Source organism: Mycobacterium sp. 852002-51152_SCH6134967, from assembly GCF_001667105.1.
GTDB lineage: Bacteria > Actinomycetota > Actinomycetes > Mycobacteriales > Mycobacteriaceae > Mycobacterium > Mycobacterium neumannii_A.
In genome coordinates, this window is the sequence record NZ_LZIK01000012.1 from 134,453 (window position 1) to 156,245 (window position 21,793).

The following is a 21,793-nucleotide window of genomic DNA, read 5'->3' on the forward strand; positions in this document are numbered from 1 at the left end:
CAGCATCGCCGCTGATTGCGCAGAGCAAATCTCGAACGGCGGCGAGATCGAGTGGTCCCGGCTGGGTTCGAACCAGCGACCTTCCGCGTGTGAGGCGGACGCTCTCCCACTGAGCTACGAGACCGGAGAGTCGACCGAACGGTCGAACGACGTCGAACACTAGCACGATCCAGCATCGCGCCCCGAATTCACCGGCGAAGATCAGCGCCGTTGGCTTGGTGATTCGGTCGGCCGCGCAGGGGGTTGCCGGCCTATGGTCACGCGGTGGGCAATGCACGGCGGTGGGTCTCGCTGATCCCTGCGGCGCGACGTTGGTGGGGCCCGCCCGATACGGGGGTTCCGCCCACCGACGTGACGCCGCACTCGGCGTCGATGCGCGGTTGCCTACGGGTGAGGCGGTCCGGTCGGACATTCTGCGATGCGACAGCGCGGACGCGGGGTCACGTGCCGCGACTACCGCTCGGGACCGCGGATTCTTCGTCTCGCGCGGGGGGTACCAGCAGTTTTGAGATGTGAACGGGCAGAGACGCACCGGCGAACGTCGGGATTTGTGCAGCTACACTTTGGTGGACTATCGTCGTCCTTCGCGACGGGCGACGAGTCGTTCGTGGCGCGCGGATGTAGCGCAGTTGGTAGCGCATCACCTTGCCAAGGTGAGGGTCGCGGGTTCGAATCCCGTCATCCGCTCGAAGGTGCAGTGGCATCAACCCCAGCGGTGGAGTGGCCGAGTGGTGAGGCAACGGCCTGCAAAGCCGTGCACACGGGTTCGATTCCCGTCTCCACCTCTACGAAGGTTCGGCGCGATTAGCTCAGCGGGAGAGCGCTTCCCTGACACGGAAGAGGTCACTGGTTCAATCCCAGTATCGCGCACCATAGTCTGTGCAGTTCAGCGGCAGTTTTGTGGGCCGATATTCGACGACATGAACTACGTGTGAACTCGTGGTTCAAGGCGTTGGCAGCCCGATTCAGATATAGCCATGCCCTCCCCCGACATCCGCTGCTCAGATGGGGTGTCGGGCTACTTCCATCCCGAGGAATGCACGACTACTACACCCTTACCGGCCGGAGGAGCTGCCACAACCGAACCCGGGTCATCAAAGGTCCGGCAAGCACCGTCGTAATACCCGAGTCAAGACAGTATTGTCCCTTCATCAGGCATCGGCGCCGGTTCACCGCTTCCCAATCCGGGTGTTCAGGTAGGGCTGTCCTCACATTGACGTGCTTGGGGGTTCGGCGACTTTGATCTCGCGAACGGCGTTGCCGCTGATGAAGTAGAGAGTGCCGTCGTTGCTCATTTGTAGGGGGGCTGCCCAAGTTCCTCCGGGTAAGGGCACAACAGCGGTTGTGCCGTCGGGGTGGATGACGGCCACTCTGCTGGTGCCTGAACTTTTCCAGCCGGTTGATGTAGCTATATACACGGTGCCGTCGTCGCCAACGATCGGATTGCTGGATATTCCGTCCATGGGTGTAGTGCTGGTGGTGCCATCTGGGTGGATAACGGTGACGGTCGTTTCGTAGGTGCTCCAGTCACTAACGTCGACGTAGGTATTCGTCGCTTGAGCGACGGTGCCGTCAGCGCCTACTGACGGAGACCCAGCGGGAGTCCCGGTGATCGAAGGGCTGACGGTAACCGTGCCGTCGGATCTGATGATGGTGACTGTGGTGCGGTATGGGTCGGCGGTGGTGCCGCTGCCGGTGTAAGTGGTGTGCGCGACGGTGCCGTCGTCGCCCACGGCTCCGCCCCACCGGGGGTCCCCGGAGATTGAACTAGTCGTGACGGTCCCGTCGGGGTGAAAGACAGTGACCGTGGTCTTCGTCCGGTTAGGGTCGGGAAAGGCGCCTGTATAAGCGGCCGCCATCATCGTTCCGTCAGAGCCAGCGAGTATTCCATTGCTAGTAGCAAAGCCGCCCGTGACGGGTGCGGTGGCTGTGGTTGTCCCATCGGGATGAATCGCTGTGATTATCATTCCCCCGCTTTGAACGACGCCTTGGTAGATGGTGCCGTCGGCGTTCACTTTCGGGCCATACATTGGACTTCCAGTGATTTCTTTAGTGGTGATGGTGCCGTTGGGGTGGATAACGGTAACTGTGGTGCGGTACGGATCCGCAGCGGTGCCGCTTCCAGTGAAAGTCGTGTGCGCGACGGTACCGTCGTCTCCGACACGAAGGCCGGTCGATCCCCCAGTGATAGGTGGAGTCGTGGCGGTGGTAGTGCCGTCGGGATGGAAGACGGTAACAGTCATAAGGTACGGGTCGGCCGAGGTGCCGCTGCCGGTGAAGGTTAAGTGCGCGACGGTACCGTTAGCGCCAACAGCAGCGACCTGGTTTCCATCGACAGGTCCCGTAGTTGTAATCGTGCCGTCCGGGTGGACGATAGTGACAATTGATTTGCGAGGATCAGCACCGTTGCCGGTAGTTGTGGTGAGGACGGCGGTGCCATCAGCACCCACTTGGGGACCGCTTATAGACGTCCCGATTCTGGTTACCCGGGTAATGGTCCCGTCGGGGTGAATGACGGTGAGTTCAGTCGAATAGGGATCAGCGGTGGTGCCGAGGCCTTTTCTGATCGCTTCGGCCGCAGTACCGTCAGGGCCCACAGTGGCGTCGCCGAAGCCGTAAGGCAACACGAGATTATGCGTGACGGCAACCTCGGTGGGATGGATGGTGACCGGTACCGCGGCGGCGGCTGAATCTTTCTCGCGATCAGTTGCGGTAATCGTGAGTGTCACCAGGTCTGGGTCGGGACCGTTGCTGTAGGCGTCGAGCCGGTCCTGCGGGTCAGGGGTGTAGGTGAAGGTGTAGGTGCCCGGAGCTGTACGCACGGGCGTCGACACCGTGCCGGTATCGCCGGCGGGCTTGGCGACTTGCACACTTAGTTGTGAATCGGGTGTGTCGACGTCTGTCACGTTCACCGTGTAGCTGGCCGCACCGGTGGACTGGTTGACCGCCTCATGTTGAATCGAGGTGATGACTGGCGCATCGTTGATAGGGCTGATGCTGACGGAGACCGTGGCGGTGGAGGCGTCACCGTCGGGATCGGTGACGGTATAGCTGAAGCTGACCGGACCGTTCTTGTTCGCGCCCGGCGTGTAGGTGATAGACCCGTCGGCATTAACCACCGCACTACCGTGCGGCGGCGCAGACGTCACCGTCACCGTGGAGGCCCCGTCGGGGCTCGTGTCGTTGGCTAGCACCGAAATCGCGACCGGGGTGTCTTCGTTCGTAGTCACCGCATCATTGGTGGCTGTCGGGGCGTCATCGACCGCGGTGACGTTCACCGTGACGGTGGCTGCGGCAGTGTCACCGTCGGGATCGGTGACGGTATAGCTGAAGCTGACCGGACCGTTCTTGTTCGCGCCCGGCGTGTAGGTGATAGACCCGTCGGCATTAACCACCGCACTACCGTGCGGCGGCGCAGACGTCACCGTCACCGTCGGGGCCCCGTCAGGGCTCGTGTCGTTGGCTAGCACCGAAATCGCGACCGGGGTGTCTTCGTTCGTAGTCACCGCATCATTGGTGGCTGTCGGGGCGTCATCGACCGCGGTGACGTTCACCGTGACGGTAGCCGTGTTGCCGTCGACGGTGCCGTCACTCACCTTGTATGTGAATGAGTCTGAACCGTTGAAGTTGGCCACCGGCGTGTAGGTGAACGTGCCGTCGTCGTTGAGCTCGAAACTGTCCGGAACCGCTTTAGCCGGGCCGGACACCAACACCGCACGCTTGGTGTCGCCGTCGGGGTCGGTGTCATTCGTCAGCACGTTGCCTGTCGTAAGCGCGGTGTCCTCGTTTGTGCTGAACGAATCTTCTTGGGCCACTGGAGCATCGTTAACCGGAGCGACGGTTATCGACACGGTGGCCGCGTCGCTGTCGACGGTGCCGTCGTTAACCTTGTAAGTGAACGAATCTGGGCCGTTGAAGTTGGCGTCCGGCGTGTAGGTGAACGTGCCGTCGTCGTTGAGGTGGAAGCTCGCCGCGTTGGCGGGTCCGCTGACGAGCACGGCTTTTTTGGTGTCACCGTTGGGGTCGGTGTCGTTGGCCAGCACCCCCGGTCCGGTCACGGTCAGCGTTGTGTCTTCGTCCGTGCTGTAAGTGTCGTTGTTGGCCAAGGGTGCCCGGTTGGCGTTGACGGTGATGGTGACCTTGGTGCCTTTGCTGGCGTCGGTGCCGTCGCTGGCGGTGTATTTGAAGGTGTCGGTGCCGGTGAAGGACGCTTTCGGGGTGTAGGTGAACGACCCGTCGCCGTTGAGGGTGACAGTGCCATTCTTCGGGTTACCCGCCAGCGCCGCAGTCAAGGAATCGCCGTTGCCGTCGCTGTCGTTGGCCAACACTCCCGGACCCGCTACGGTCAGCGGCCTGCCCGCAATAGTGGTGTAGCTATCAGCGCCGGCGACCGGTTTGATGTTTTTCGGCGGCTTGACCTTCTTTACCGTAGGGGCACTAGCTTTCGCGGCTGCCAGCGGCGCGAGCGGGTCGCTGACTGTCTGCGCGGGCACTGGGGTTTCGAGTGGTTTCGCCTCGGGGGTTTCCTCGGTCAGTCCTAGTTGGGTTTGGCGACGCGCCCACGCCAACGCGGCCAACAGCGCCGGTGAGTCAGTTGGCACTCCGGGACCACCGGGCAACACGAACGGGGCCAGCACAGAGCTCAGCACGCGGGTGACGTCGACAACGACGGAATCGGCGGCTATCGGTGGCGGTGCGCTGACCGACGACAGCTCCGGTCCTGCGCTTGACGACAGCGTCGACATGCTCGCCGCTTCTTGGCTGCGACCCGACAATGACGAATCCACAACGGTTTTCGCCGGCTCGCTTCGAAGCGACACAACCGTGGTGCTCGGCTCGGCGGCCTTCTTGGGCACTGCGATAGGCTCGGGCTTCTTTGCCGCGGCCGACGGTAGCGCAACGGGCGCCGCCTTGTTCTTCTTGTCCGAACGTCGGCTGTCTGACAGTGCGTCTGCGGCCTCGGGGGTGATCGGTGCCGACGGTCCGGTGGCGATAGTCGCGGCGTCGGTGTCTTCTGGCGTCTGGGTTTTCTTCTGACGGTGTTCGGTCGCCAAAGGACCATTGTCGGCCGTCTCGGAGTCGGCTTTCTTCCTGCCGTTTGGAGCGTTGACCCGTTTGGAAGTGAGGGCGCCGCCGGAGCTGCCGAGCACCATGTCAGGCACCCTCTGGGTCGGCGTCGACGCCGACCCAGACTTGCTCGATGTATCCGACGTTGCCTCCGACCCCGGGGTTACCGCGTTCAGACCGCCATCAGTGGCTTCTGCATTAGAGGTAGCCGGTCCCGAATCTGACGCTGTGTCGGCTGAAGGAGAATCATCGGCCCATGCCAGACCCGTGTTCTGGCCGGTGACGATGGCCGCCCCAACGCCCAACGCCACCGCAAGCGCGCCAACCCGACCCACATAGCGTCCGTAACCCATCGCCCGAGCCCCCTGATCCTGCTGCTCGAGTGAGCAGCTAATTGCTTCAGTCTTGCTGAACGAAGCCTGAGAGGAATCAGGGATTTCCCTATACGTCGAAACTAGATTGTCGTCTGAACTGCAGATATGAGCGCAATACTTTGCATTCGAAAAGGACCGTCACCTCGGCACCACAATGTGGCCTACCGAGGCTAGAGCAAATTAGACGATTGGCTGGCCATCGGCAGTGCAAGCGTGCCTACCCGGAAGTGTCTGGTCGAGATGCTCCGCGCTGATCGACTCGTGACGAAAACTTGCCACTGCTGCGCAGGCTAACTACGGAAGTTGTCGACAGGGCTCGGGCACTGAACCCGACTTCGGGTTCAAGATGTGGATACCCGGTGAAAGCTGGTTGAGCGATCCGCGGCGAAAGGACGCGCTCTCCTTGGCCATCGTAGGAATCGATGCACACAACCGCAGCGACACCTTCGCGGCGATAGGCGACTCCGGCCGCAAGATCGTCCAGAAGGTCTCGAACACGAGCAGCATGGGACATCTGGAAGCGATTCGGTGAGCGCGCAGCAAGTTTGGCGCCGACCTGACGGTGCCGGTTGAAGACTGCCGTCACGTATCGAGGCTCCAGCGTCGTTGTCGTCGCCAGCCCTGTACCACGAATGCTCGAATTCGCGATCCGAACCGTGCTTCTAGATGAAATCGACGATCGTTGCGGCTCGACAAACCAGGCGTCGATGACGTGTTCGCGATCCTAAATTCGGGATACAAATTCGGCGCTACCGGCCGGTGCTCGTCCCCGTCAAAGGCGGCGGCTGGGAACCGCGCGACATGCCTACCCATGCCCCCGTTGCAATGGCCGATGACTTTCCGGGCGGCCGCACCGAACCGGTTGCGGGTCGCCGACATCACGTGCGTCCAGACCTGGCAGGGGTTTTGCCACACCGCATTCGTCACCGATGCGTGCACCAAGAAGCTCGCCGGTTGGGCGGTCGCAGCGACGATGCGTACCGAAGATCTTCCGCTGCAGCATTCATCATGCTGTGCGGCAGGCGAACTCGGACCTTTCCGAGTTGATGTGCGAGGTTCGCGAACGCGAGGTCCGAGCCGTTCTGGGCGACGACGCGCTGTGCGGGCGCAGCGGCGGTGGCCCCCGGAGACGCGCAATTGCTTCTCAGACCGGTTATTCCGGGTGTTTGAGGATGCAGAGGACCGGCCCCGCATCGCCGATACAGTTCCCCCGCAGGGTGACAGCCTTCTCCCAAGTCAATGACGATCATTTGCTGCCGTACGCAAGAAACGCCCAGAAATACCTGTGTATTTGCTGTACGGACCCTTGTCGGTGCCGTAAATTCGTCTTGGTCTCGGCAGTTCAGACGGCGATACTGCCACCCGTTCGGAATCTTCACAGTAGTCAAGGGGAATGGAATGAAGAAGGCGGCGCTCGGTTTGCTGGCGGTGGTTTCGATAGCTGGAGCGTTAGTACTGCCACTCGCGCCGACAGCTTCGGCCTTCCCGTCGATCACCATCCCTTCGGCTAGTCCAAGTGACGATGGCCGCGGCAGTAATGACGGCTGCGGTGCCGGCGGCGGTGGTGACGGCCCTGGCGGCGTTGGCGGCAACGGAGGCTGTAACCGCGGCACCGGTGGCGGTCCTCAGTCCGCCTTGAACACCGCACGCGAGTCGCTCAACGACCTCCGGCAAACCAAACCCAAAGATCGCGAAGCCATCAAGGACGCCCGCCAGACCGTCAAAGATGCCCGCAAAGCCGTCAAGGATGACCGCAAGGCCGCCAAGGACGCTGCCAAGGAGGACCGCAAGGCCGCCAAGAACGGCGGCGGCACGGACCCCGGCAGCGGCACGTACGGCCGCCCGCGCCCGCTTCGGCCAGTTGGCGGGGTCACTGGCCCGACGACCGAAACCTGCCCGCCTCTAACGGCGGCACCGACATCCAGCCGCCACCAGAGTGACAGCTAACGGGAGACGGTTGGCTCTGGCTTATCACTGTCTCAGAAGCGATTTGGCGTAATCCGCGAGACAAGCACTCGTGAGACGAACTTCTGAGACAACCTGGCCTTGGGGAACGCCCTGCCGGATGCTTCTCGACAGCGGTCTCATATGTGCTCTATTTCGAGACCTTCAGCGGGCTCAGACAGCCGTCGGAGTGATTTTGCGAGTGACGTCTTCGCCACGCCCGCTTCTCGATAGTGACGAGCCCGCGAGTCGATCTGTCGTCCTCGTTACGGCTCTCAGGCGGGGCTGGATGTCGGTGCCGCCGTTAGATGCGGTGGCGGTTTCGCCGGTGTTGTCGTTGCCGTTCCCTGCTTGCGCGAGGGTGGATAAAAGACCGTCGAGCGTGTTGGTCGGGCTTGAGACTTGGTGCCATGCGGCGGAAGGTCTGCCGGGCCGCGGGGGGTCGGCCCGGCGGACCTGTTAACCACTCTGCCGGTCTGTCCTGGCTTCAGTAAGGGGGTTTTCCCCCGTCTTCTGACGCGGTGAGCGTCCCCGTCTCCGGCGATATCCATCTGCTCCACCGTTGCGGCGTCGTACCGAGCGAACGCAAATATTGGCCGGCAGCGGCTGGCACCCTAGCGGCGGAGTCGTCGTACATATGCTCGTATCAGGGGGTTAACCCCCAAAACTCGGGAGGCCAACCTCGTGTTGCCACGCGGCCCTACTTCGTACGTTGGAGGTATGGCTGACATGAATACCGACCGGGAGGTAATCGAGGGCGCCCTGGCGCTCATCGAGGCTGACGGCGGGTGGACCCAAGGCGCCTACTACCGTGACGCCGATGGCACTCAGGTGCACCCGGCAGCCGACTCGCCAGGCAACTGGGTACGGGTGCGTACTGAGCACGTCGGCGCGGGGGCCTACCGGACACGCACCGAGCCTGTGGCCGCCCCATGCAGCTTCTGCCTGGGAGGGGCGCTTCGTACTGCGGCTGGTTACTGGCACACCGGGCAGCCTTACGCGGTACAACAGCAGGTCGATCGGCTCGAACTACTACTTGTGCGGCTGGCCAATTCCGCCGGCGCAATGGACTGGCCGGACCTAGACGCCTTCAATGATGACGTGCACACCACCGCGGCCGACGCGGTGCTGTTGTTAAAGCACGCCGCCGCCCATTTCGACGCTCAGGTGCACGGGCGGCCCTGAGCAGCCCAGCTTTCAGGGAACTCATTGTCGCGTTGAAGCTGAACTAACCCTTCAGCTTGTTGCCTGTCTCGTAGTGGGGTAGAACATCGAGAAGCGACGCCAATAGGAGCCGAAGCAGCTCCGCATCAACCTGGGTCTTCGTGGCTGTCGAGGCCTTTCGTTCCATCCAATGAGGCGCAGAAACTGGAGACACCGAAGTCGCACGCGCCGAGGCTGCTCAGTCCAGAATTATCGACGTGAGTCCTCGCGCCCGATTGCGACACCGCTTGGTGGCCAGAGCATTATGGCTGAGCCAGTCGCGTTACCTGACCCTGCGGCCGAAAAAAATCGACCGCTGGGCCGCCGGCCCGCCTCGACGTCCATACGCCGGATCACCGCCGAAGCGCCTCGACAGGAAGGTGGCGGTCACCCGCAATGACTTCGACGGTTGGCCCGTGTACGAGATCCGTCCGAAGCTGCCTGACGATGTCACCGTCAACGGTCACATGCTCTATCTGCACGGCGGTTGTTATGTTGTCGAGTTCGCGCCAGCGCTCTACTGGCCGTTCTTGGCCGACCTGTCCGTCATTCTTCGGCGCACTCTAACAGTGCCGATCTACCCCCTCGCTCCCGAACATACCTATCGGGAGGTCTACACGTTTCTCCTCGGCGTCTACCGCCGGATCCTGGCCGACCATGATCCGAAATCCGTTGTTCTTATGGGCGACTCAGCCGGTGGCGGGCTAGCGCTGGGATTGTGCCACGCAAGCCGCGATGCAGGGTTGCCGCAACCCAGCGATGCGGTACTGCTCTCACCGTGGTTGCACGCTGGGCTGCCCGATCCCGCGGTTCCCACGGTGGCCAAAGTTGATCCGGTCCTCAATCTCGACTTCCTGCACCGAGCAGCAACCTGCTACGCAGGCGGCGACCCACTCGATCATCCGTTGATCAGTCCAGCTACCGGCGCGCTGTCCGGGTTGCCCACCATCACGGTGATGACCGGAACCCACGACATGCTCAACCCCGACGCCCGAGCATTCCACCGACGCGCCCAAGCCGAGGGCGTCGACATCCACTGGTACGAACTCGACCGCGGCATTCACGGCTGGGTGGGGTTCAGCCCAGTGGGCTGTGACGCCGAGGACGCGCTCCAGTACATCCACAATGTCCTGGCAAAGCCTGAGCCACCGCCTAGCCCAAGCTAGTGACGGCCGTCATGCGACTCAACCACCCCGGGGGCCGCTACGCTGACCGCCTTGTCACTGTGCAGCACGCCGGCCGTTCTCGATAGCGCACGCCCTCAACGCGCCCTCGGAGACCTCGACGGCATCCGGCGCCCGAATGCGGCCGACCACCTCGGAGGATCTTTTCGACCCGTGCCGCCGCCTAACGACCTTGAGGGGCGATAACCTCCATCGGGCATGAGCCGGTCCACCATCGCGATCACGGGTTCAGCCTCTTCAGCCAGATTGATGCGGAGAAGTTGGCTTGCGGCAAGGGCACTTCCGTGCAACCGCAGCCTAATCCGTTTCTACGCCGTAACCACCACGAAGGTCCTTGTGCGCGGCTTTCAAGATCTGCTTGCAGAGTTCCACCAGCGCCTCGACGTCAATTTCCGACTCGTCGCCGAGCCTTTTGAGCCACGATCCTTCTTCTTCTTTGAGCTCGTCCCACTTGCGCTCCGCATATCGCTTGTTCGTCGGTCGGCGCGAGGTCGCCTGCGGTTTGGACGAGCCGCCTCTTGCAGGCATCCAACTGTGCCAAGGAGTAGCCGTGCTCTCGGAACTGGCGATCCCACTCGTCGAGCATCAACTCCGTGAGGTCGCGCACCGGCTCCGCGGCGTAGATCATCAACTCTGCTATTCCGTCGTCCATCCCCAGGCGTATACGGAATTCGTACAGTTGTCTGATCGCCTCGGCCCGCCGTTGGCTAAGGCTTTGTTCAGCTCCAGCGAGTTGTTCGGCTCCGCGCTTGAGGTGCAGAGTGGCTGAGATCAGACGCTTCAGCGCGGCCTTCTTGTCCTCACCAGCCCGCTTCTCGTAGTCCAGGACGAGAGCGTGATCTCGTTCTTCTCTCTTGGTCCTCGCATCGATGCGCTTGGTCCAGATCGCCACGGCCGCAGTCGATGTTACAGAGGCGAACGGCACCAACGTGCTCGTCACCGTGGTCGCCCAACTCATGTCGGTCAGTCTGCCGGACCTGCGCTGATCACAGGGAAGGTTTCGGCCTATCGTCGCTATCCGACAAGCACCACAGCGGTGTCGCTACACCATGGCGGTGACGAATGACAGCAGCGCGAGTACCAGGACGATGATCCCCACCAGGACGCAGAAGGCGCCGGCCGCGGTCAACTTCTGGGGCCGCCTCGCGTCCTCATTCAGAATGTCTCGGACCGATGTCTTCATCCGCGCGAACAGGTCTGTCCATGAGACGCTCCGCAGACCCTCTCGGGTGGCCGCCGGCTCGCGGCCAGGCTCGTCGGGAACCGTGCCGACGCCATTGCCGTAAAGCACCACGCCGAACAGGATCAACACAGCTGCCGAAACCAGTAGCACCACCGCGATTGCAATCACTTGCCGCGTTCCTCACCGAGTCGAAGATCGTTCCAAAGTCGAACTGCCCTCCGCGCCGATACGAGCATGACGCGAAGCCGCTTGTGAGCGGATATCAGTAAGGCTTCCCGGTAATCGCGCGGTTGAATCGGCGACCTCGCGACTTCGCCTGCATCTGGGCGGCAGGCTTCCACACGCCGCCGCCGTGCGGACCACCCGGGCGCGAACACCCCGCACCCTCCACAATCGCCGGTTCTGCGTGCAGTGACAGGAAAAGGGTCAGCCGGCGTGGCGCACCTACTACGCTTTGCAGAGACCGACCGGTCCTGACATCGAGGGTGGGACATGATTCGCCAACTGCTCGCCGCCACCGCGATCGCCGGCGCCGCCATCTGCGCGGCCCCGCTCGCTTCCGCTGATGACACCGACTACCCCGACACGCCGGGCCGCTACGCCTCCGACGTGCCGGGCATGAACTACGACGCCCACCTCACCGGGCCGTGCTTCAACCTCGAGCGGTTCACCTTCGGGCGCGGACCAGGCGGCGAAGTCCTGCAGTGCCGCTGGATCGAGAACCAGTGGCCGCCGATCCCGACCAACCAGGGATTCTGGCAGGCCTCGTACGAACTGTTCGGCGTCCAAGACGTGGGAGCGCCCTGCCCCAAGCCTCAAGCCGCCGCCCAGACGCCCGACGGCCGCCCGATGCTCTGCCTCGGCGCACGCGGATGGCAACCCGGCTTCTTCACTCGCGAAGGCTTCTTCCCGAGATAACCGTCAGGCCCGCAACGTCTCGCTCGGCGGAGTCCCGTAGGTGCGTTTGTACACGCCGCTGAACCGGCCTGCGTGAGTGAATCCCCACCGTCCCGCGATCGCCATCACGGTGTCGCTGCGCGGGTCGGCCGTTTGCAGTTCGCGGTGGGCTCGGTCGAGTCGCACGCGCCGGAGGTACTCCAGCGGCGTGGTGCCCAGATGTCGCCGGAACGCGTACTGCACCGAGCGTGGCGTCACATTGACGGCAGTGGCAATATCTCTGAGTGTTATTTCCCTGTGGGCGTTCTCGTTGATGAACGTGATCGCGCGCCGCAGCAGGGCGGACTGAACGCGAGCAGGGTCCACATGGTTGCGCATAGCAACTGGCGAATACCCCGACCGCTATGACCGAAACGATTTCGCGACGTTTCACGTTCGGGGCATGATTTGCTGATGACTGATCGCATCGAAGTCCAGCGGACCATCGCCGCACCCGCACCCGACATCTTCGCCGTGCTGACCGATCCTCAGGGTCATGTGGCGATCGACGCGAGCGGCATGCTGCAGGACGCCGAAGGCGAACCGGTTCGCGCCGCCGGGGACAGCTTCGTCGTGCACATGGACCGCGAAGCGCTCAACGACTTCCCCATGGGCAAGTACGACGTCACCGTCTCGATCCGCGACTACGAACAGGACAGCTTGATCTCGTGGACGATCCTGGGCCGGATCCGCCCGCAGATCGGTCATGTCTACGGCTACCGCCTCGAACCCACTGACGACGGCACGCTCGTGACGTCGTTCTACGACTGGTCGGACATCGACCAGCACTGGCGCGACGCCGGCATCTTCCCCGTCATCTCCGAAAGCGCGTTGCGCGCGACGTTGGGCATCCTCGACCGCACGGTCCGACGCGGATACCCGCGATCGTCAACCAACGGTTGACGTACAACCGGCCGTCAACCTAGGGTTGACGGCATGACGCAGCCCGCCAAGATCACCAACCCGGTCCGGCTCGACGACCTCATCGACGTCATCAAGACCGTGCACTCCGAACCCCTCGAACAGCTCACCGACGCGGTGCTGGCGGCGGAGTCGCTCGGCGAGATCGCCGACCATCTGATCGGCCATTTCGTCGATCAGGCCCGCCGCTCGGGAGCGTCGTGGACCGACATCGGCAAGTGCATGGGCGTCACCAAACAGGCCGCGCAGAAGCGCTTCGTGCCCAAGACACCCACCGACGCCGATCTTCTCGACCCCAATGCGGGCTTTAGCCGGTTCACCCCCCGCGCCCGTAACGTCGTCGTCGAGGCCCAGAACATCGCACACGCGGCCGGCAATCCCGAGATCGGATCGGATCATCTGGTGCTGGCGCTGTTCAAGGACCCCGACGGGCTGGCCGCCAAACTGCTTGCCGGCCAGGGCGTCGACGCGGACGCGGTGTCGCAGGTGGTGTCGTTGCCGTCGCCGGCCGACGGGAAGCTTCCCACGCTCATCCCGTTCGACAGCGCCGCCAAAAAGGTGCTCGAGCTGACGTTCCGTCAGGCACTTCGTTTGGGGCACAACTACGTCGGGACCGAGCACATCCTGCTGGCGCTGTGGGAAGCCGAGGCCGAGGACGGACCGCTGCACCGGGCCGGCGTCGACAAGGACCGCTTCGAAAGCGAACTCCTCGACGCGCTGCAGGCGTTCACCAAGGACTGATCTCACATGTGTCCACCCTTCGACGTCTACATGATGTGAGGGTGCGACCGTTCGAAGACGTGGTGGCCGAGCACGGTCCGACCGTGCTGCGGGTCTGCCGCGCGGTCGTCGGTCCCGTCGACGCCGAGGATGCCTGGTCGGAGACGTTCTTATCCGCGTTGCGCGCCTACCCGCAGTTGCCGGCCGACGCCAATGTCGAGGCGTGGCTCGTCACGATCGCGCACCGGCGCGCCCTCGACGCAGGCCGCGCGCGCTCCCGCAGACCCACGCCCACCGACTCGATGCCGGAACAGCCCTCATCGCGGGCGGACCCCGCGTCCCGCGACCCCGATTTGTGGGACGCCCTGGCGCGGCTGCCCATCAAGCAGCGCCAGGCCGTCGCCTACCACCACATCGCAGGCGTGCCGTTCGCCGAGATCGCCGGGCTGCTCGGCAACTCCCCGGATGCCGCTCGCCGCGCCGCGGCCGACGGCATCAAGACCCTGCGCAAGATCTACCGTGAGGAAAGCCGATGACTACCAACCTTTTCGATGAACTGAGCCCCGATACCGCAACGCTCGACCGGTTGCACCGACAGCTGGAACGCGCCGCCGACGACCAGGGCGTGCTCGATGTCGCCTACCGCATGGTCGACAGCCCCGTCGGTCCGCTCCTGCTGGCCGCCACCACCGTCGGACTGGTCCGCGTCGCCTTTGACATCGAGGGCCACGACGCGGTGCTCACCCGGCTGGCGGAGGTCGTCAGTCCGCGCATCCTGCTGGCACCCGCGCGACTCGACACCGTCGCCCGCCAACTCGACGAGTACTTCGCCAAGCAACGCACCGCGTTCGAGGTGCCGGTCGACCTGCGGCTGGCCGCTGGCTTCCGCCTCAGTGTGATCGAACACCTCCGCGACATCGGCTACGGACAGCGTGCGAGCTATGCGAGCGTCGCCGCCGCCGTCGGCAACCCCCGCGCCGTGCGGGCGGTGGGAAGCGCGTGCGCCCGCAATCCCCTGCCGGTGGTGATTCCCTGCCATCGCGTCGTGCGCTCGGACGGGACGTCCGGACAGTACGTCGGCGGCCCGCAGGCGAAGTCGACGCTGCTGAGCCTCGAGGCCGCCTGAGGCGTCGCCCGTGGGTCCTGCCTGGAAGCGTCTGTAACAGGTTTCAGTCTGTGCGATCATTCGGAGATGCGTCGCTGGTTCGTGCTCCTCGTGGTCGCCATGGCGACTGCTGCCGGGATCGTCGCTGCGCCCGCATCGGCGGTGACCGCCCCGATCGGCAGGCTCGGCGACACTTTGCAGGTGAAGTTCAAGGGTTTGGTCGCCGACATCACCGTGCACAGCGTCGATCCGTCCCCCATCCCGCCCGGCTTCGGCTATGCCCCGCGCCCCCCGCGCCAGCAGGTCTGGCGAGCCTGGGTGACCGTGCATTCCGTCCAGGTGCCGACGCCGTACGCGCAGTCGATCACCTACAGCTTCCGCGGTGTGACGCCGACCGGCGACAGCTACGAACCGCGCAACACCGACGCTCCGGACGCGCTGCAACCTCAGCTGGGGAACGCACCGGCCGGCTCCACGGTCAGTGGCGCGGTGTTCTGGGATTGCTACCGCGACCTGGTGTCCAACGTGGTGCTGCTCGACAAGATCACCGGCGAGCATCTGGCGCAGTGGAACGTGTAGGCGCCGTTGGGCATTGACGTCACGGCGGCCGTCGACGCCGACCTGCCTGAACTCGCCGACGTCGCCGCCCGCACGTTTCCGCTCGCCTGTCCCCCGGCGGTGACTCTCGATAACGTCGCAGCGTTCGTCGAGGAGAACCTGTCGCAATCGCGCTTCCGCGACTACCTCGTCGACCCCGACCGCGTGGTGCTCGTCGCGCGCACCGACGCGTCAATCACCGGCTACGCCATGCTGATTCGGGGTGTGCCCGACGACCCCGACGTCCAGCGCGCGGTCGAGGCACGCCCGGCGGTCGAGGTGTCGAAGATCTATGTGCTGCCCGAGTGCCACGGCTCCGGGGTGGCGACCGCGCTGATGCACGCGGCGCTCCAGGAGTGCGAGGAACTGGGCGCCGCGGCGGTGTGGCTGGGCGTCAACCAGCAGAACCAGCGCGCGCAGCGGTTCTACGCCAAGCACGGTTTCGGGGTCAGCGGCACGAAGACGTTCCGGTTGGGCGCGGCCATCGAGAACGACTACGTGATGGTGCGCACGTTCTAGCGGAGCCGAGTGTGGGCTCGACGCACGTGGCGGCGCGAAAGGCGTGCGGGTAACCCACGTTCGCGATCAGACGGGCTGCCGCGACAGGGCTAGCAACCGGGACGTCGCACGCAGGTACTTCTTGCGGAACCCGCCGGCCAGCATCTCGTCGCTGAAGATGGTGTCGAGCTTGGCGCCCGACGCCACGACCGGGATCCCCGCGTCGTACAGCCGGTCGGTCAGCGACACCAGGCGCAGGGCCACATTCTGGTCGTCGACTGTGTGCACGCCGGTGAGGAAGACCGTCGCGACACCTTCGATCAACGTCAGGTACCGCGACGGGTGCATGGTGGCCAGATGCGCGCACAGTGCGTCGAAGTCGTCGAGCGTCGCACCCGGCGACCGCGCGGCGCGCTCACGAACCTCGGCGTCTGCAAGCGGTTCGGGAGCCGGCGGCAGATCCCGGTGGCGATAGTCCGGCCCGTCGATGCGCACCGTCTCGAAAATGGCTGCCAGCGTGTTGATCTCACGCAGGAAATCCTGGGCCGCGAACCGGCCCTCCCCCAGTTGCTCGGGCAGGGTGTTCGACGTGGCGGCCACCGACACGCCGCGCTCGACAAGCTGTGAGAGCAGCCGCGAGACCAGCGTCGTGTTGCCCGGGTCGTCGAGTTCGAACTCGTCGATGCACACCACGACGTAGTCGGCCAGCAATTCGATGCACTCGACGAATCCGAAAACGCTTGCCAGTTGGGTCAATTCGCCGAAGGTCGCGAACGCTTTCGGTTCCGGCAACCGGTAGTACGACGAGGCCAGCAGGTGCGTCTTGCCGACGCCGAAGCCTCCGTCCAGATACAGCCCGACGCCCGGCAGCACTTCACGGCGACCGAACAGCTTCTTCTTACCCGCGCGGCGCTGCTGTGCCTGATCGCAGAACCGCAGGCATGACTGCACCGCCGCGGCCTGAGACGGTTCGGCGGGATCGGGGATGTAGGTGTCGAAACTGACGTCGGAGAACGTGGGTGGCGGCGCGAGTTGGGCGATCAACCGGTCCGGAGTGACGGCGGGGTGGCGGTCGACGAGATGCTGCACCGCTTCGGACCCGTCCATGCACGCACCCTATCGACGTGCTGCAATCATCTTCATGGCCGATACCGCCCCTGCGGCGCAGTTCACAGTGCTCGGGCCCGACGGCGCACCGATCGACGGCACCGACGGGCGGCTCGGCGACTTCTACGCCTACCCCGCCGACCTGCGCAGGTGCTGGGTGCGCGGGAACATGATCGCCAGCATCGACGGCGGAGCGACCGCCGGCGGCAAGACCGCGGCGCTCGGAGCGGCCGGCGACCGCAGCGTCTTCGAGCAGATGCGCTACGCCGCCGACGTCATCCTCGTCGGTGCGGCCACCGTGCGCACCGAGGACTACTCCGGCGCGCTGGTACCCGTCCCGCATCGGGGCGCCCGGCAGGCGCGCGGCCAGGCGGAGGTGCCGCCGATCGCCGTCATCACAAGATCCGGCGACCTCGACCCCGGCGCCCGGTTCTTCACCCGCACCGATGTGCCGCCGCTGATCCTGACCTGCTCCGCGGCCTGCGACGCCACCCGCAGACGCCTCGGCGGGGTGGCCGAGGTGATCGACGCCTCGGGCCCCCGGCCCGACGAAGTTGACGCAGCGACCGCGCTGCAGGCGCTGGCCGAACGCAAGTTGTTGCGGGTGCTCTCCGAGGGCGGCCCGCTGATCCTCAGCCTGCTCATCGAGAACGACCTGCTCGACGAGCTGTGTCTGACGGTGGCCCCGTTCCTGGTCGGCGGCAAGGCACCCCGCATCGCTTCCGGCCCTGGCGAGGTGCTGACGCGGATGCGCCCGGCGCATGTGCTGAGCGACGACGACGGCTATCTCTACACCCGCTACGTGCGGCTCGACTGAACCGCGCATCAGTACTGTGGTCGGCATGCATCGGCGTGGTCAGCTGGTTCGGCTTCTCAGCCTGGCGACCGTCGTGGCGTTCGTCGCGGCGTGTTCGCCGGGGCTGGCGGCCAATCCCCGCTTCGCCACCGACTCCGGGGCGGGGCCTCAGGGTGAGCCGGAAACGACCCAAGCCGCTGACGGCCCGCCGCCCATCGAAGCACCCAAAAACGACCTGGCGTGGCGCGACTGCACGTCGCGGGTGTTCGGCGACGCGGCCGTGCCCTCCGTGCCGGGTGTGACGCTGGACTGCGCCACCTACGACGCCGACCTCGACCCGATCAACGGTGCGTCGGGCTCGGTCAGCATCGGTGTGGTGCGCGCCCGCGGACCGCAGACCCCCCAGGACGCCGGCCCCGTGGTGATGACGACCGGCTCGGACCTGCCGTCGTCACTGCAGCTGCCGGTCTGGCTGTCGCGCGCGGGTACCGATGTGCTCAACAGCCACCCGATCGTCGCCGTCGACCGCCGTGGCATGGGCATGTCCGGGGCGCTGGACTGCCGCGACCTGTTCGACCGCCAGGAAATGCTCGACCAGGCGCAGTTCCAGTCCGGCGACGATCCGGTGGCGAACCTGGGCGCCATCGTGCAGACCGCGACCACAAGCTGCACCGACACCATCGCCCCCGGTGATTCGGCCTACGACAACTCCCACGCCGCCGAAGACATCGAGCGGCTGCGCAGCACGTGGGACGTGCCCACCCTCGCACTGCTGGGCGTCGGGAACGGCGCACAGGTGGCGCTCGCGTACGCCGGGTCGCATCCCAACAAGGTCGCGCGCCTGGTGCTCGATTCTCCTCTGCCGCTGGGCATTGCCGCCGAAGCCGCGATGGAGCAGCGGGTCAAGGGCGAGCAGGCCGCGCTGGACGCCTGGGCCGCGCAGTGCGCCGCGACCAACTGCGCACTGGGCCCGGATCCGAAGGGCGCGGTGGACGCGCTGCTGTCGGCCGCACGCCAGGGCCGTGGACCCAACGGCGCCGCCGTCGCGACCGTGGCCAACGCGATCTCGACCGCGCTGGCCTACCCCCGCGGGGACCGCATCGAGTCGAGTAATGCGCTGGCAACCGCGATCGCGGCCGCGCAGTCGGGTGATCCCGCGCCGTTCACCGATCTGATCGCGCGTGCCGAGAGCCTGCGGAACACCGACGGTCAGTTCGTCAACGGCTGTAGTGATTCGCTGAATCGGCCCACTCCGAACCGGGTGCGCGAATTGGTCGTGGCCTGGAACAAGTTGTATCCGCAGTTCGGCACGGTCGGCGCGCTGAACCTGGTCGATTGCCTGAACTGGCCGAGCGGTGCGACACCCCAGCAGCCCGAGAACCTCAAGATCCCCGTGCTGCTGCTCGGGACCCAGAACGACCCGATCGTCGGCAACGAGGGCGTCGCCGCGGTCGCGGCCACGGTGATCAACGCCGGGTCGGCCAACAGGCGGGTGATGTGGCAGGGCATCGGGCACGGCGCCTCGATCTACTCGCCGTGCGCGCTCCCGCCGGTCCTGGGTTACCTCGACAGCGGCAACCTGCCCGACACCGATACGTTCTGCCCTGCCTGACGCCTGACCTCGACCGCGGTCGGGTACCGTGCGGTCGTGCGCGATCTTGTGGCCAGTTCCTTGACGACGCCCTTCCGGCCCCGGACCTCCCCGCCCAGCGTTGCGTCGGTGTTGAAGGTGATCCTGTGGCCGCTGGCGATCCTGTTCATCATCCACCGCAGCTACGTGCTGGCGACCAACGGCTACATCACCGACGACTACGGACCCGTCTACCGGGCGGTCGTCAATTTCAAGATGGGCTGGGACATCTACAACGAGCACTTCAACCACGTCGACCCGCACTATCTGTATCCGCCCGGCGGGACGTTGTTGATGGCGCCGTTCGGCTACCTGCCCGTCGACGCCTCGCGGTACTGGTTCATCACGTTCAACACGATCGCGATCGTGTTGGCCGCCTACTTCCTGGTGCGACTGTTCGGTTACGGCTTCCGCTCGGTCGCCCTGCCCGCCCTGCTGGCGGCGATGTTCTGCACCGAAAGCGTGATCAACACACTGGTTTTCGGCAACATCAACGGGTGCATCCTGCTGGCCGAGGTGCTGTTCTTCCGCTGGCTGCTGGACGGTAAGCGCAACCATCAATGGCTGGCGGGTGCAGCGATCGGATTGACGCTGGTGGTCAAACCGCTTCTGGCGCCGCTTTTGTTGTTGCCGCTGCTGAACCGTCAGTGGCGCGCGGTGGTCGCCGCCATCGCGGTGCCGGTGATCTTCAACGCCGCTGCATGGCCGTTGATCAGCGACCCGATGAACTTCGTGACGCGCACCGTGCCCTACATCCTCACGACGCGCGACTACTTCAACAGCTCGATCGCCGGCAACGGCATCTACTACGGTCTGCCGACGTGGCTGATCCTGTTGTTGCGCATTGCGTTTGCGGTGATCGCCGTGATCTCGCTGTGGCTGCTGTACAAGTACTACCGCACCCGCGACCCGCTGTTCTGGATGACGACGTCATCGGGCGTGCTGTTGATCACCTCGTTCCTGGTGCTGTCCCTGGGCCAGGGCTACTACTCGATGATGCTGTTCCCGTTCCTGATGACGGTGGTGCTACCGAACTCGGTCCTGCGTAATTGGCCTGCGTGGCTTGCGATCTACGGGTTCATGAGCGCCGACCGCTGGCTGCTCGGACACTGGCCCACGACGGGGCGGTTCCTCGAATACATGAAGTTCACCTACGGGTGGGGCCTGATGCTCGTGGTGGTCTTCTCGGTGCTGTACTTCCGCTATCTGGACGCCAAGGCAGAGGGCCGACTCGACGACGGGATCGACCCGACCTGGTTGAAGAAGCCGCCGCCGACCGAGCCGGACAGTGCGGGAGAACCGGCGAGGCCCGTCGCACCGCCGATCAGCTGAAGGTGACGGCTCCGACAGTATTTGCTAAGTCAAATGCATTCCTGACGCTGCCGCCTTTATTACCAGTGCTGATGTGCTTGTGATCTCGTACGATTGATTCGCTCGCGGGTCAACTGGGGAGGCGCAATATGCCGAGAATCCCGGTAGATCCGCAACTCATCACCCCTGAATGGCTCAGCGAGGTCCTACAGGCTGATGTCCGGGTGTGCAAGCTCGAGCAATTCGGGATCGGCGTCGGGTTGCTCGGCCGCCTTTATCGGGCCCACCTCGTCGGCAGCCCCGACGTGCCGCCGACGGTCGTGGTCAAGCTCCCGACGCTGGACGCGATCGCGCGGACCAACCTGTGCGAGAACCTCGAGTTCTACCGCCGGGAGGTCCGGTTCTACCAGGAGATCGGCGTCACTAATCCGCTGCCGCCGGCGCGTCCGTACTTCGCAGCCTTCGACGACGAGACCCACGATTTCGTGTTGGTCCTCGAGGACCTTGGTCGACTGCGTATCGCCGACCAACTGGAAGGCTGCTCCGTCACCGACGCCGAGACCGTCATCGACACCCTCGCCCGGCACCAGGCACATTGGTGGGACAACGCGCGCCTCGCCTCGCTGCCATGGCTCAAAGTGCACGCCGTTCCGCCGTTCTCCGAGGTGATCATCAGCAACTACCACGCCGCATGGGCGACGTTCGTCAAGCGTCTGGGCGACGAGCTGTCCCCAGCGATCCGGGACTACGGCGACCGATTCGAAGCGTCGATGCCGTGGTTCCTCCATGAGGTATCCCGTCATCCTCGAACATTCCTGCACGGAGATCTTCGGCTCGATCAGATGTTCTTCGCCACCAACCCCGTCGATCCGCCCGTCACGGTGCTCGACTGGCAGGTCATCTCGAAAGGCCGGGGCGCCTTCGATCTCGGTTACTTTCTGACCCAAAGCCTCACACCCGAGGCGCGCCGTGGCTGCGAAGACGAACTGCTCGCTCGGTATCGCGAACGTCTTGCCGAGAACGGAATCGATTACTCCGCAGATCAATTAAGACGGGACTACCGGATCGCCACCGCGTGGTGCTTCCTGTACCCCGTCATGGCCGAGGGCCGAATCCAAGTTGTCAACGAACGAAGCCTTCGGTTGACCCGCACGATGTTCCATCGCGCCGTCGCGGCTCTCGAGGACCACGACGCCTTCACGCTGAGCCTGGATTGA

20 protein-coding genes and 4 tRNA genes are annotated in these 21,793 nt (G+C 64.7%); 18 read left to right on the forward strand and 6 right to left on the reverse strand.

The annotated features are described in order from the left end of the window. Window positions 1–52 precede the first annotated feature (52 nt). Window positions 53–124 (reverse strand) — tRNA-Val (locus tag A5790_RS03310). 490 nt (window positions 125–614) lie between these two features. On the opposite strand from A5790_RS03310, the gene A5790_RS03315 reads away from it, so the two are divergent. The 3 genes from A5790_RS03315 to A5790_RS03325 all read left to right on the forward strand — a co-directional run bounded on the left by A5790_RS03315 (window position 615) and on the right by A5790_RS03325 (window position 873). Then, window positions 615–687 (forward strand) — tRNA-Gly (locus A5790_RS03315). Window positions 688–714: 27 nt separating this feature from the next. Continuing rightward, window positions 715–785, forward strand: a tRNA-Cys gene (locus A5790_RS03320). A gap of 13 nt (window positions 786–798) precedes the next feature. Continuing rightward, window positions 799–873, forward strand: a tRNA-Val gene (locus A5790_RS03325). Window positions 874–1,208: 335 nt separating this feature from the next. Here the strand turns inward: A5790_RS03325 and A5790_RS03330 are convergent. After that, window positions 1,209–5,153, reverse strand: a complete 3,945-nt coding sequence (locus A5790_RS03330; RefSeq protein WP_066841387.1) for a cadherin-like domain-containing protein — start codon at window positions 5,151–5,153, stop codon at window positions 1,209–1,211. Window positions 5,154–5,844: 691 nt separating this feature from the next. Between A5790_RS03330 and A5790_RS26360 the strand changes: the two genes are divergently transcribed. From A5790_RS26360 to A5790_RS03350, 4 genes are all read left to right on the forward strand, one after another. Then, the gene (locus A5790_RS26360; RefSeq protein WP_255361500.1) at window positions 5,845–5,973 is read left to right on the forward strand and encodes a hypothetical protein; all 129 of its coding nucleotides are present in this window, start codon (window positions 5,845–5,847) and stop codon (window positions 5,971–5,973) included. 866 nt (window positions 5,974–6,839) lie between these two features. Next, on the forward strand, window positions 6,840–7,388 hold the full coding sequence (locus A5790_RS25675; protein WP_156656285.1) for a hypothetical protein: 549 nt from the start codon (window positions 6,840–6,842) through the stop codon (window positions 7,386–7,388). Between the two features lie 717 nt (window positions 7,389–8,105). After that, a complete protein-coding gene (locus A5790_RS03345; protein WP_066841390.1) occupies window positions 8,106–8,570 on the forward strand; it encodes a hypothetical protein in 465 nt (154 codons plus the stop codon). A 236-nt stretch (window positions 8,571–8,806) separates the two neighbouring features. Further along, complete coding sequence (locus tag A5790_RS03350) at window positions 8,807–9,754, forward strand: alpha/beta hydrolase fold domain-containing protein (protein WP_197696703.1); 948 nt, start codon at window positions 8,807–8,809, stop codon at window positions 9,752–9,754. Window positions 9,755–10,157: 403 nt separating this feature from the next. Here the strand turns inward: A5790_RS03350 and A5790_RS03355 are convergent, their stop codons facing one another. Both A5790_RS03355 and A5790_RS03360 read right to left on the reverse strand, forming a co-directional pair. Next, entirely contained in the window at window positions 10,158–10,730 is a 573-nt protein-coding gene (locus A5790_RS03355; RefSeq protein ID WP_231987582.1) for a hypothetical protein, read from the reverse strand. Between the two features lie 84 nt (window positions 10,731–10,814). Beyond that, a complete protein-coding gene (locus tag A5790_RS03360; protein ID WP_066841393.1) occupies window positions 10,815–11,123 on the reverse strand; it encodes a hypothetical protein in 309 nt (102 codons plus the stop codon). 324 nt (window positions 11,124–11,447) lie between these two features. On the opposite strand from A5790_RS03360, the gene A5790_RS03365 reads away from it, so the two are divergent. Then, complete coding sequence (locus A5790_RS03365) at window positions 11,448–11,873, forward strand: hypothetical protein (protein ID WP_066841394.1); 426 nt, start codon at window positions 11,448–11,450, stop codon at window positions 11,871–11,873. 3 nt (window positions 11,874–11,876) lie between these two features. Here the strand turns inward: A5790_RS03365 and A5790_RS03370 are convergent, their stop codons facing one another. Next, window positions 11,877–12,230: a helix-turn-helix transcriptional regulator gene (locus tag A5790_RS03370; protein ID WP_064395337.1), complete on the reverse strand. Its 354-nt coding sequence runs from the start codon at window positions 12,228–12,230 to the stop codon at window positions 11,877–11,879. A 75-nt stretch (window positions 12,231–12,305) separates the two neighbouring features. Between A5790_RS03370 and A5790_RS03375 the strand changes: the two genes are divergently transcribed. From A5790_RS03375 to A5790_RS03400, 6 genes are all read left to right on the forward strand, one after another. Then, window positions 12,306–12,794, forward strand: coding sequence for an SRPBCC family protein (locus A5790_RS03375; protein WP_066841395.1), 489 nt, complete (start codon window positions 12,306–12,308; stop codon window positions 12,792–12,794). Between the two features lie 33 nt (window positions 12,795–12,827). Next, window positions 12,828–13,553 (forward strand): Clp protease N-terminal domain-containing protein, encoded by a 726-nt coding sequence (locus tag A5790_RS03380; protein WP_066841396.1) that lies wholly within the window; start codon window positions 12,828–12,830, stop codon window positions 13,551–13,553. A gap of 41 nt (window positions 13,554–13,594) precedes the next feature. After that, the gene (locus A5790_RS03385; protein ID WP_066841397.1) at window positions 13,595–14,068 is read left to right on the forward strand and encodes an RNA polymerase sigma factor; all 474 of its coding nucleotides are present in this window, start codon (window positions 13,595–13,597) and stop codon (window positions 14,066–14,068) included. Then, window positions 14,065–14,658, forward strand: a complete 594-nt coding sequence (locus A5790_RS03390; RefSeq protein WP_066841398.1) for a methylated-DNA--[protein]-cysteine S-methyltransferase — start codon at window positions 14,065–14,067, stop codon at window positions 14,656–14,658. Before A5790_RS03385 ends, A5790_RS03390 begins: the two co-directional genes overlap by 4 nt. Before the next feature lie 66 nt (window positions 14,659–14,724). Next, the gene (locus A5790_RS03395) at window positions 14,725–15,216 is read left to right on the forward strand and encodes a hypothetical protein (protein WP_066841399.1); all 492 of its coding nucleotides are present in this window, start codon (window positions 14,725–14,727) and stop codon (window positions 15,214–15,216) included. A gap of 6 nt (window positions 15,217–15,222) precedes the next feature. Then, window positions 15,223–15,753, forward strand: coding sequence for a GNAT family N-acetyltransferase (locus A5790_RS03400; protein ID WP_066841400.1), 531 nt, complete (start codon window positions 15,223–15,225; stop codon window positions 15,751–15,753). A 66-nt stretch (window positions 15,754–15,819) separates the two neighbouring features. Here the strand turns inward: A5790_RS03400 and zapE are convergent, their stop codons facing one another. Next, complete coding sequence (gene zapE / locus A5790_RS03405; protein WP_066841401.1) at window positions 15,820–16,839, reverse strand: cell division protein ZapE; 1,020 nt, start codon at window positions 16,837–16,839, stop codon at window positions 15,820–15,822. A 34-nt stretch (window positions 16,840–16,873) separates the two neighbouring features. Between zapE and A5790_RS03410 the strand changes: the two genes are divergently transcribed. From A5790_RS03410 to A5790_RS03425, 4 genes are all read left to right on the forward strand, one after another. Beyond that, window positions 16,874–17,656 carry a pyrimidine reductase family protein gene (locus A5790_RS03410; RefSeq protein ID WP_066841531.1) on the forward strand — a complete coding sequence of 261 codons (783 nt, stop codon included), beginning with the start codon at window positions 16,874–16,876 and terminating at the stop codon, window positions 17,654–17,656. A gap of 25 nt (window positions 17,657–17,681) precedes the next feature. Continuing rightward, on the forward strand, window positions 17,682–19,247 hold the full coding sequence (locus tag A5790_RS03415; protein ID WP_066841530.1) for an alpha/beta hydrolase: 1,566 nt from the start codon (window positions 17,682–17,684) through the stop codon (window positions 19,245–19,247). 36 nt (window positions 19,248–19,283) lie between these two features. After that, complete coding sequence (gene aftC / locus A5790_RS03420; RefSeq protein ID WP_082961555.1) at window positions 19,284–20,597, forward strand: arabinofuranan 3-O-arabinosyltransferase; 1,314 nt, start codon at window positions 19,284–19,286, stop codon at window positions 20,595–20,597. Between the two features lie 128 nt (window positions 20,598–20,725). Then, the gene (locus A5790_RS03425; protein WP_066841402.1) at window positions 20,726–21,793 is read left to right on the forward strand and encodes an oxidoreductase family protein; all 1,068 of its coding nucleotides are present in this window, start codon (window positions 20,726–20,728) and stop codon (window positions 21,791–21,793) included.

Bases quoted from the DNA above. Each gene is read 5' to 3' on its own strand.
- A5790_RS03370 (WP_064395337.1), bottom strand. From the start codon at position 12,230: ATGCGCAACCATGTGGACCCTGCTCGCGTTCAGTCCGCCCTGCTGCGG.
- zapE (WP_066841401.1), bottom strand. From the start codon at position 16,839: ATGGACGGGTCCGAAGCGGTGCAGCATCTCGTCGACCGCCACCCCGCC.
- A5790_RS03415 (WP_066841530.1), top strand. From the start codon at position 17,682: ATGCATCGGCGTGGTCAGCTGGTTCGGCTTCTCAGCCTGGCGACCGTC.
- A5790_RS03395 (WP_066841399.1), top strand. From the start codon at position 14,725: ATGCGTCGCTGGTTCGTGCTCCTCGTGGTCGCCATGGCGACTGCTGCC.
- A5790_RS25675 (WP_156656285.1), top strand. From the start codon at position 6,840: ATGAAGAAGGCGGCGCTCGGTTTGCTGGCGGTGGTTTCGATAGCTGGA.
- A5790_RS03425 (WP_066841402.1), top strand. From the start codon at position 20,726: ATGCCGAGAATCCCGGTAGATCCGCAACTCATCACCCCTGAATGGCTC.
- A5790_RS03375 (WP_066841395.1), top strand. From the start codon at position 12,306: ATGACTGATCGCATCGAAGTCCAGCGGACCATCGCCGCACCCGCACCC.
- A5790_RS03365 (WP_066841394.1), top strand. From the start codon at position 11,448: ATGATTCGCCAACTGCTCGCCGCCACCGCGATCGCCGGCGCCGCCATC.
- A5790_RS03380 (WP_066841396.1), top strand. From the start codon at position 12,828: ATGACGCAGCCCGCCAAGATCACCAACCCGGTCCGGCTCGACGACCTC.
- A5790_RS03345 (WP_066841390.1), top strand. From the start codon at position 8,106: ATGGCTGACATGAATACCGACCGGGAGGTAATCGAGGGCGCCCTGGCG.
- A5790_RS03390 (WP_066841398.1), top strand. From the start codon at position 14,065: ATGACTACCAACCTTTTCGATGAACTGAGCCCCGATACCGCAACGCTC.
- A5790_RS03410 (WP_066841531.1), top strand. From the start codon at position 16,874: ATGGCCGATACCGCCCCTGCGGCGCAGTTCACAGTGCTCGGGCCCGAC.
- A5790_RS03330 (WP_066841387.1), bottom strand. From the start codon at position 5,153: ATGGTGCTCGGCAGCTCCGGCGGCGCCCTCACTTCCAAACGGGTCAAC.
- A5790_RS03355 (WP_231987582.1), bottom strand. From the start codon at position 10,730: ATGAGTTGGGCGACCACGGTGACGAGCACGTTGGTGCCGTTCGCCTCT.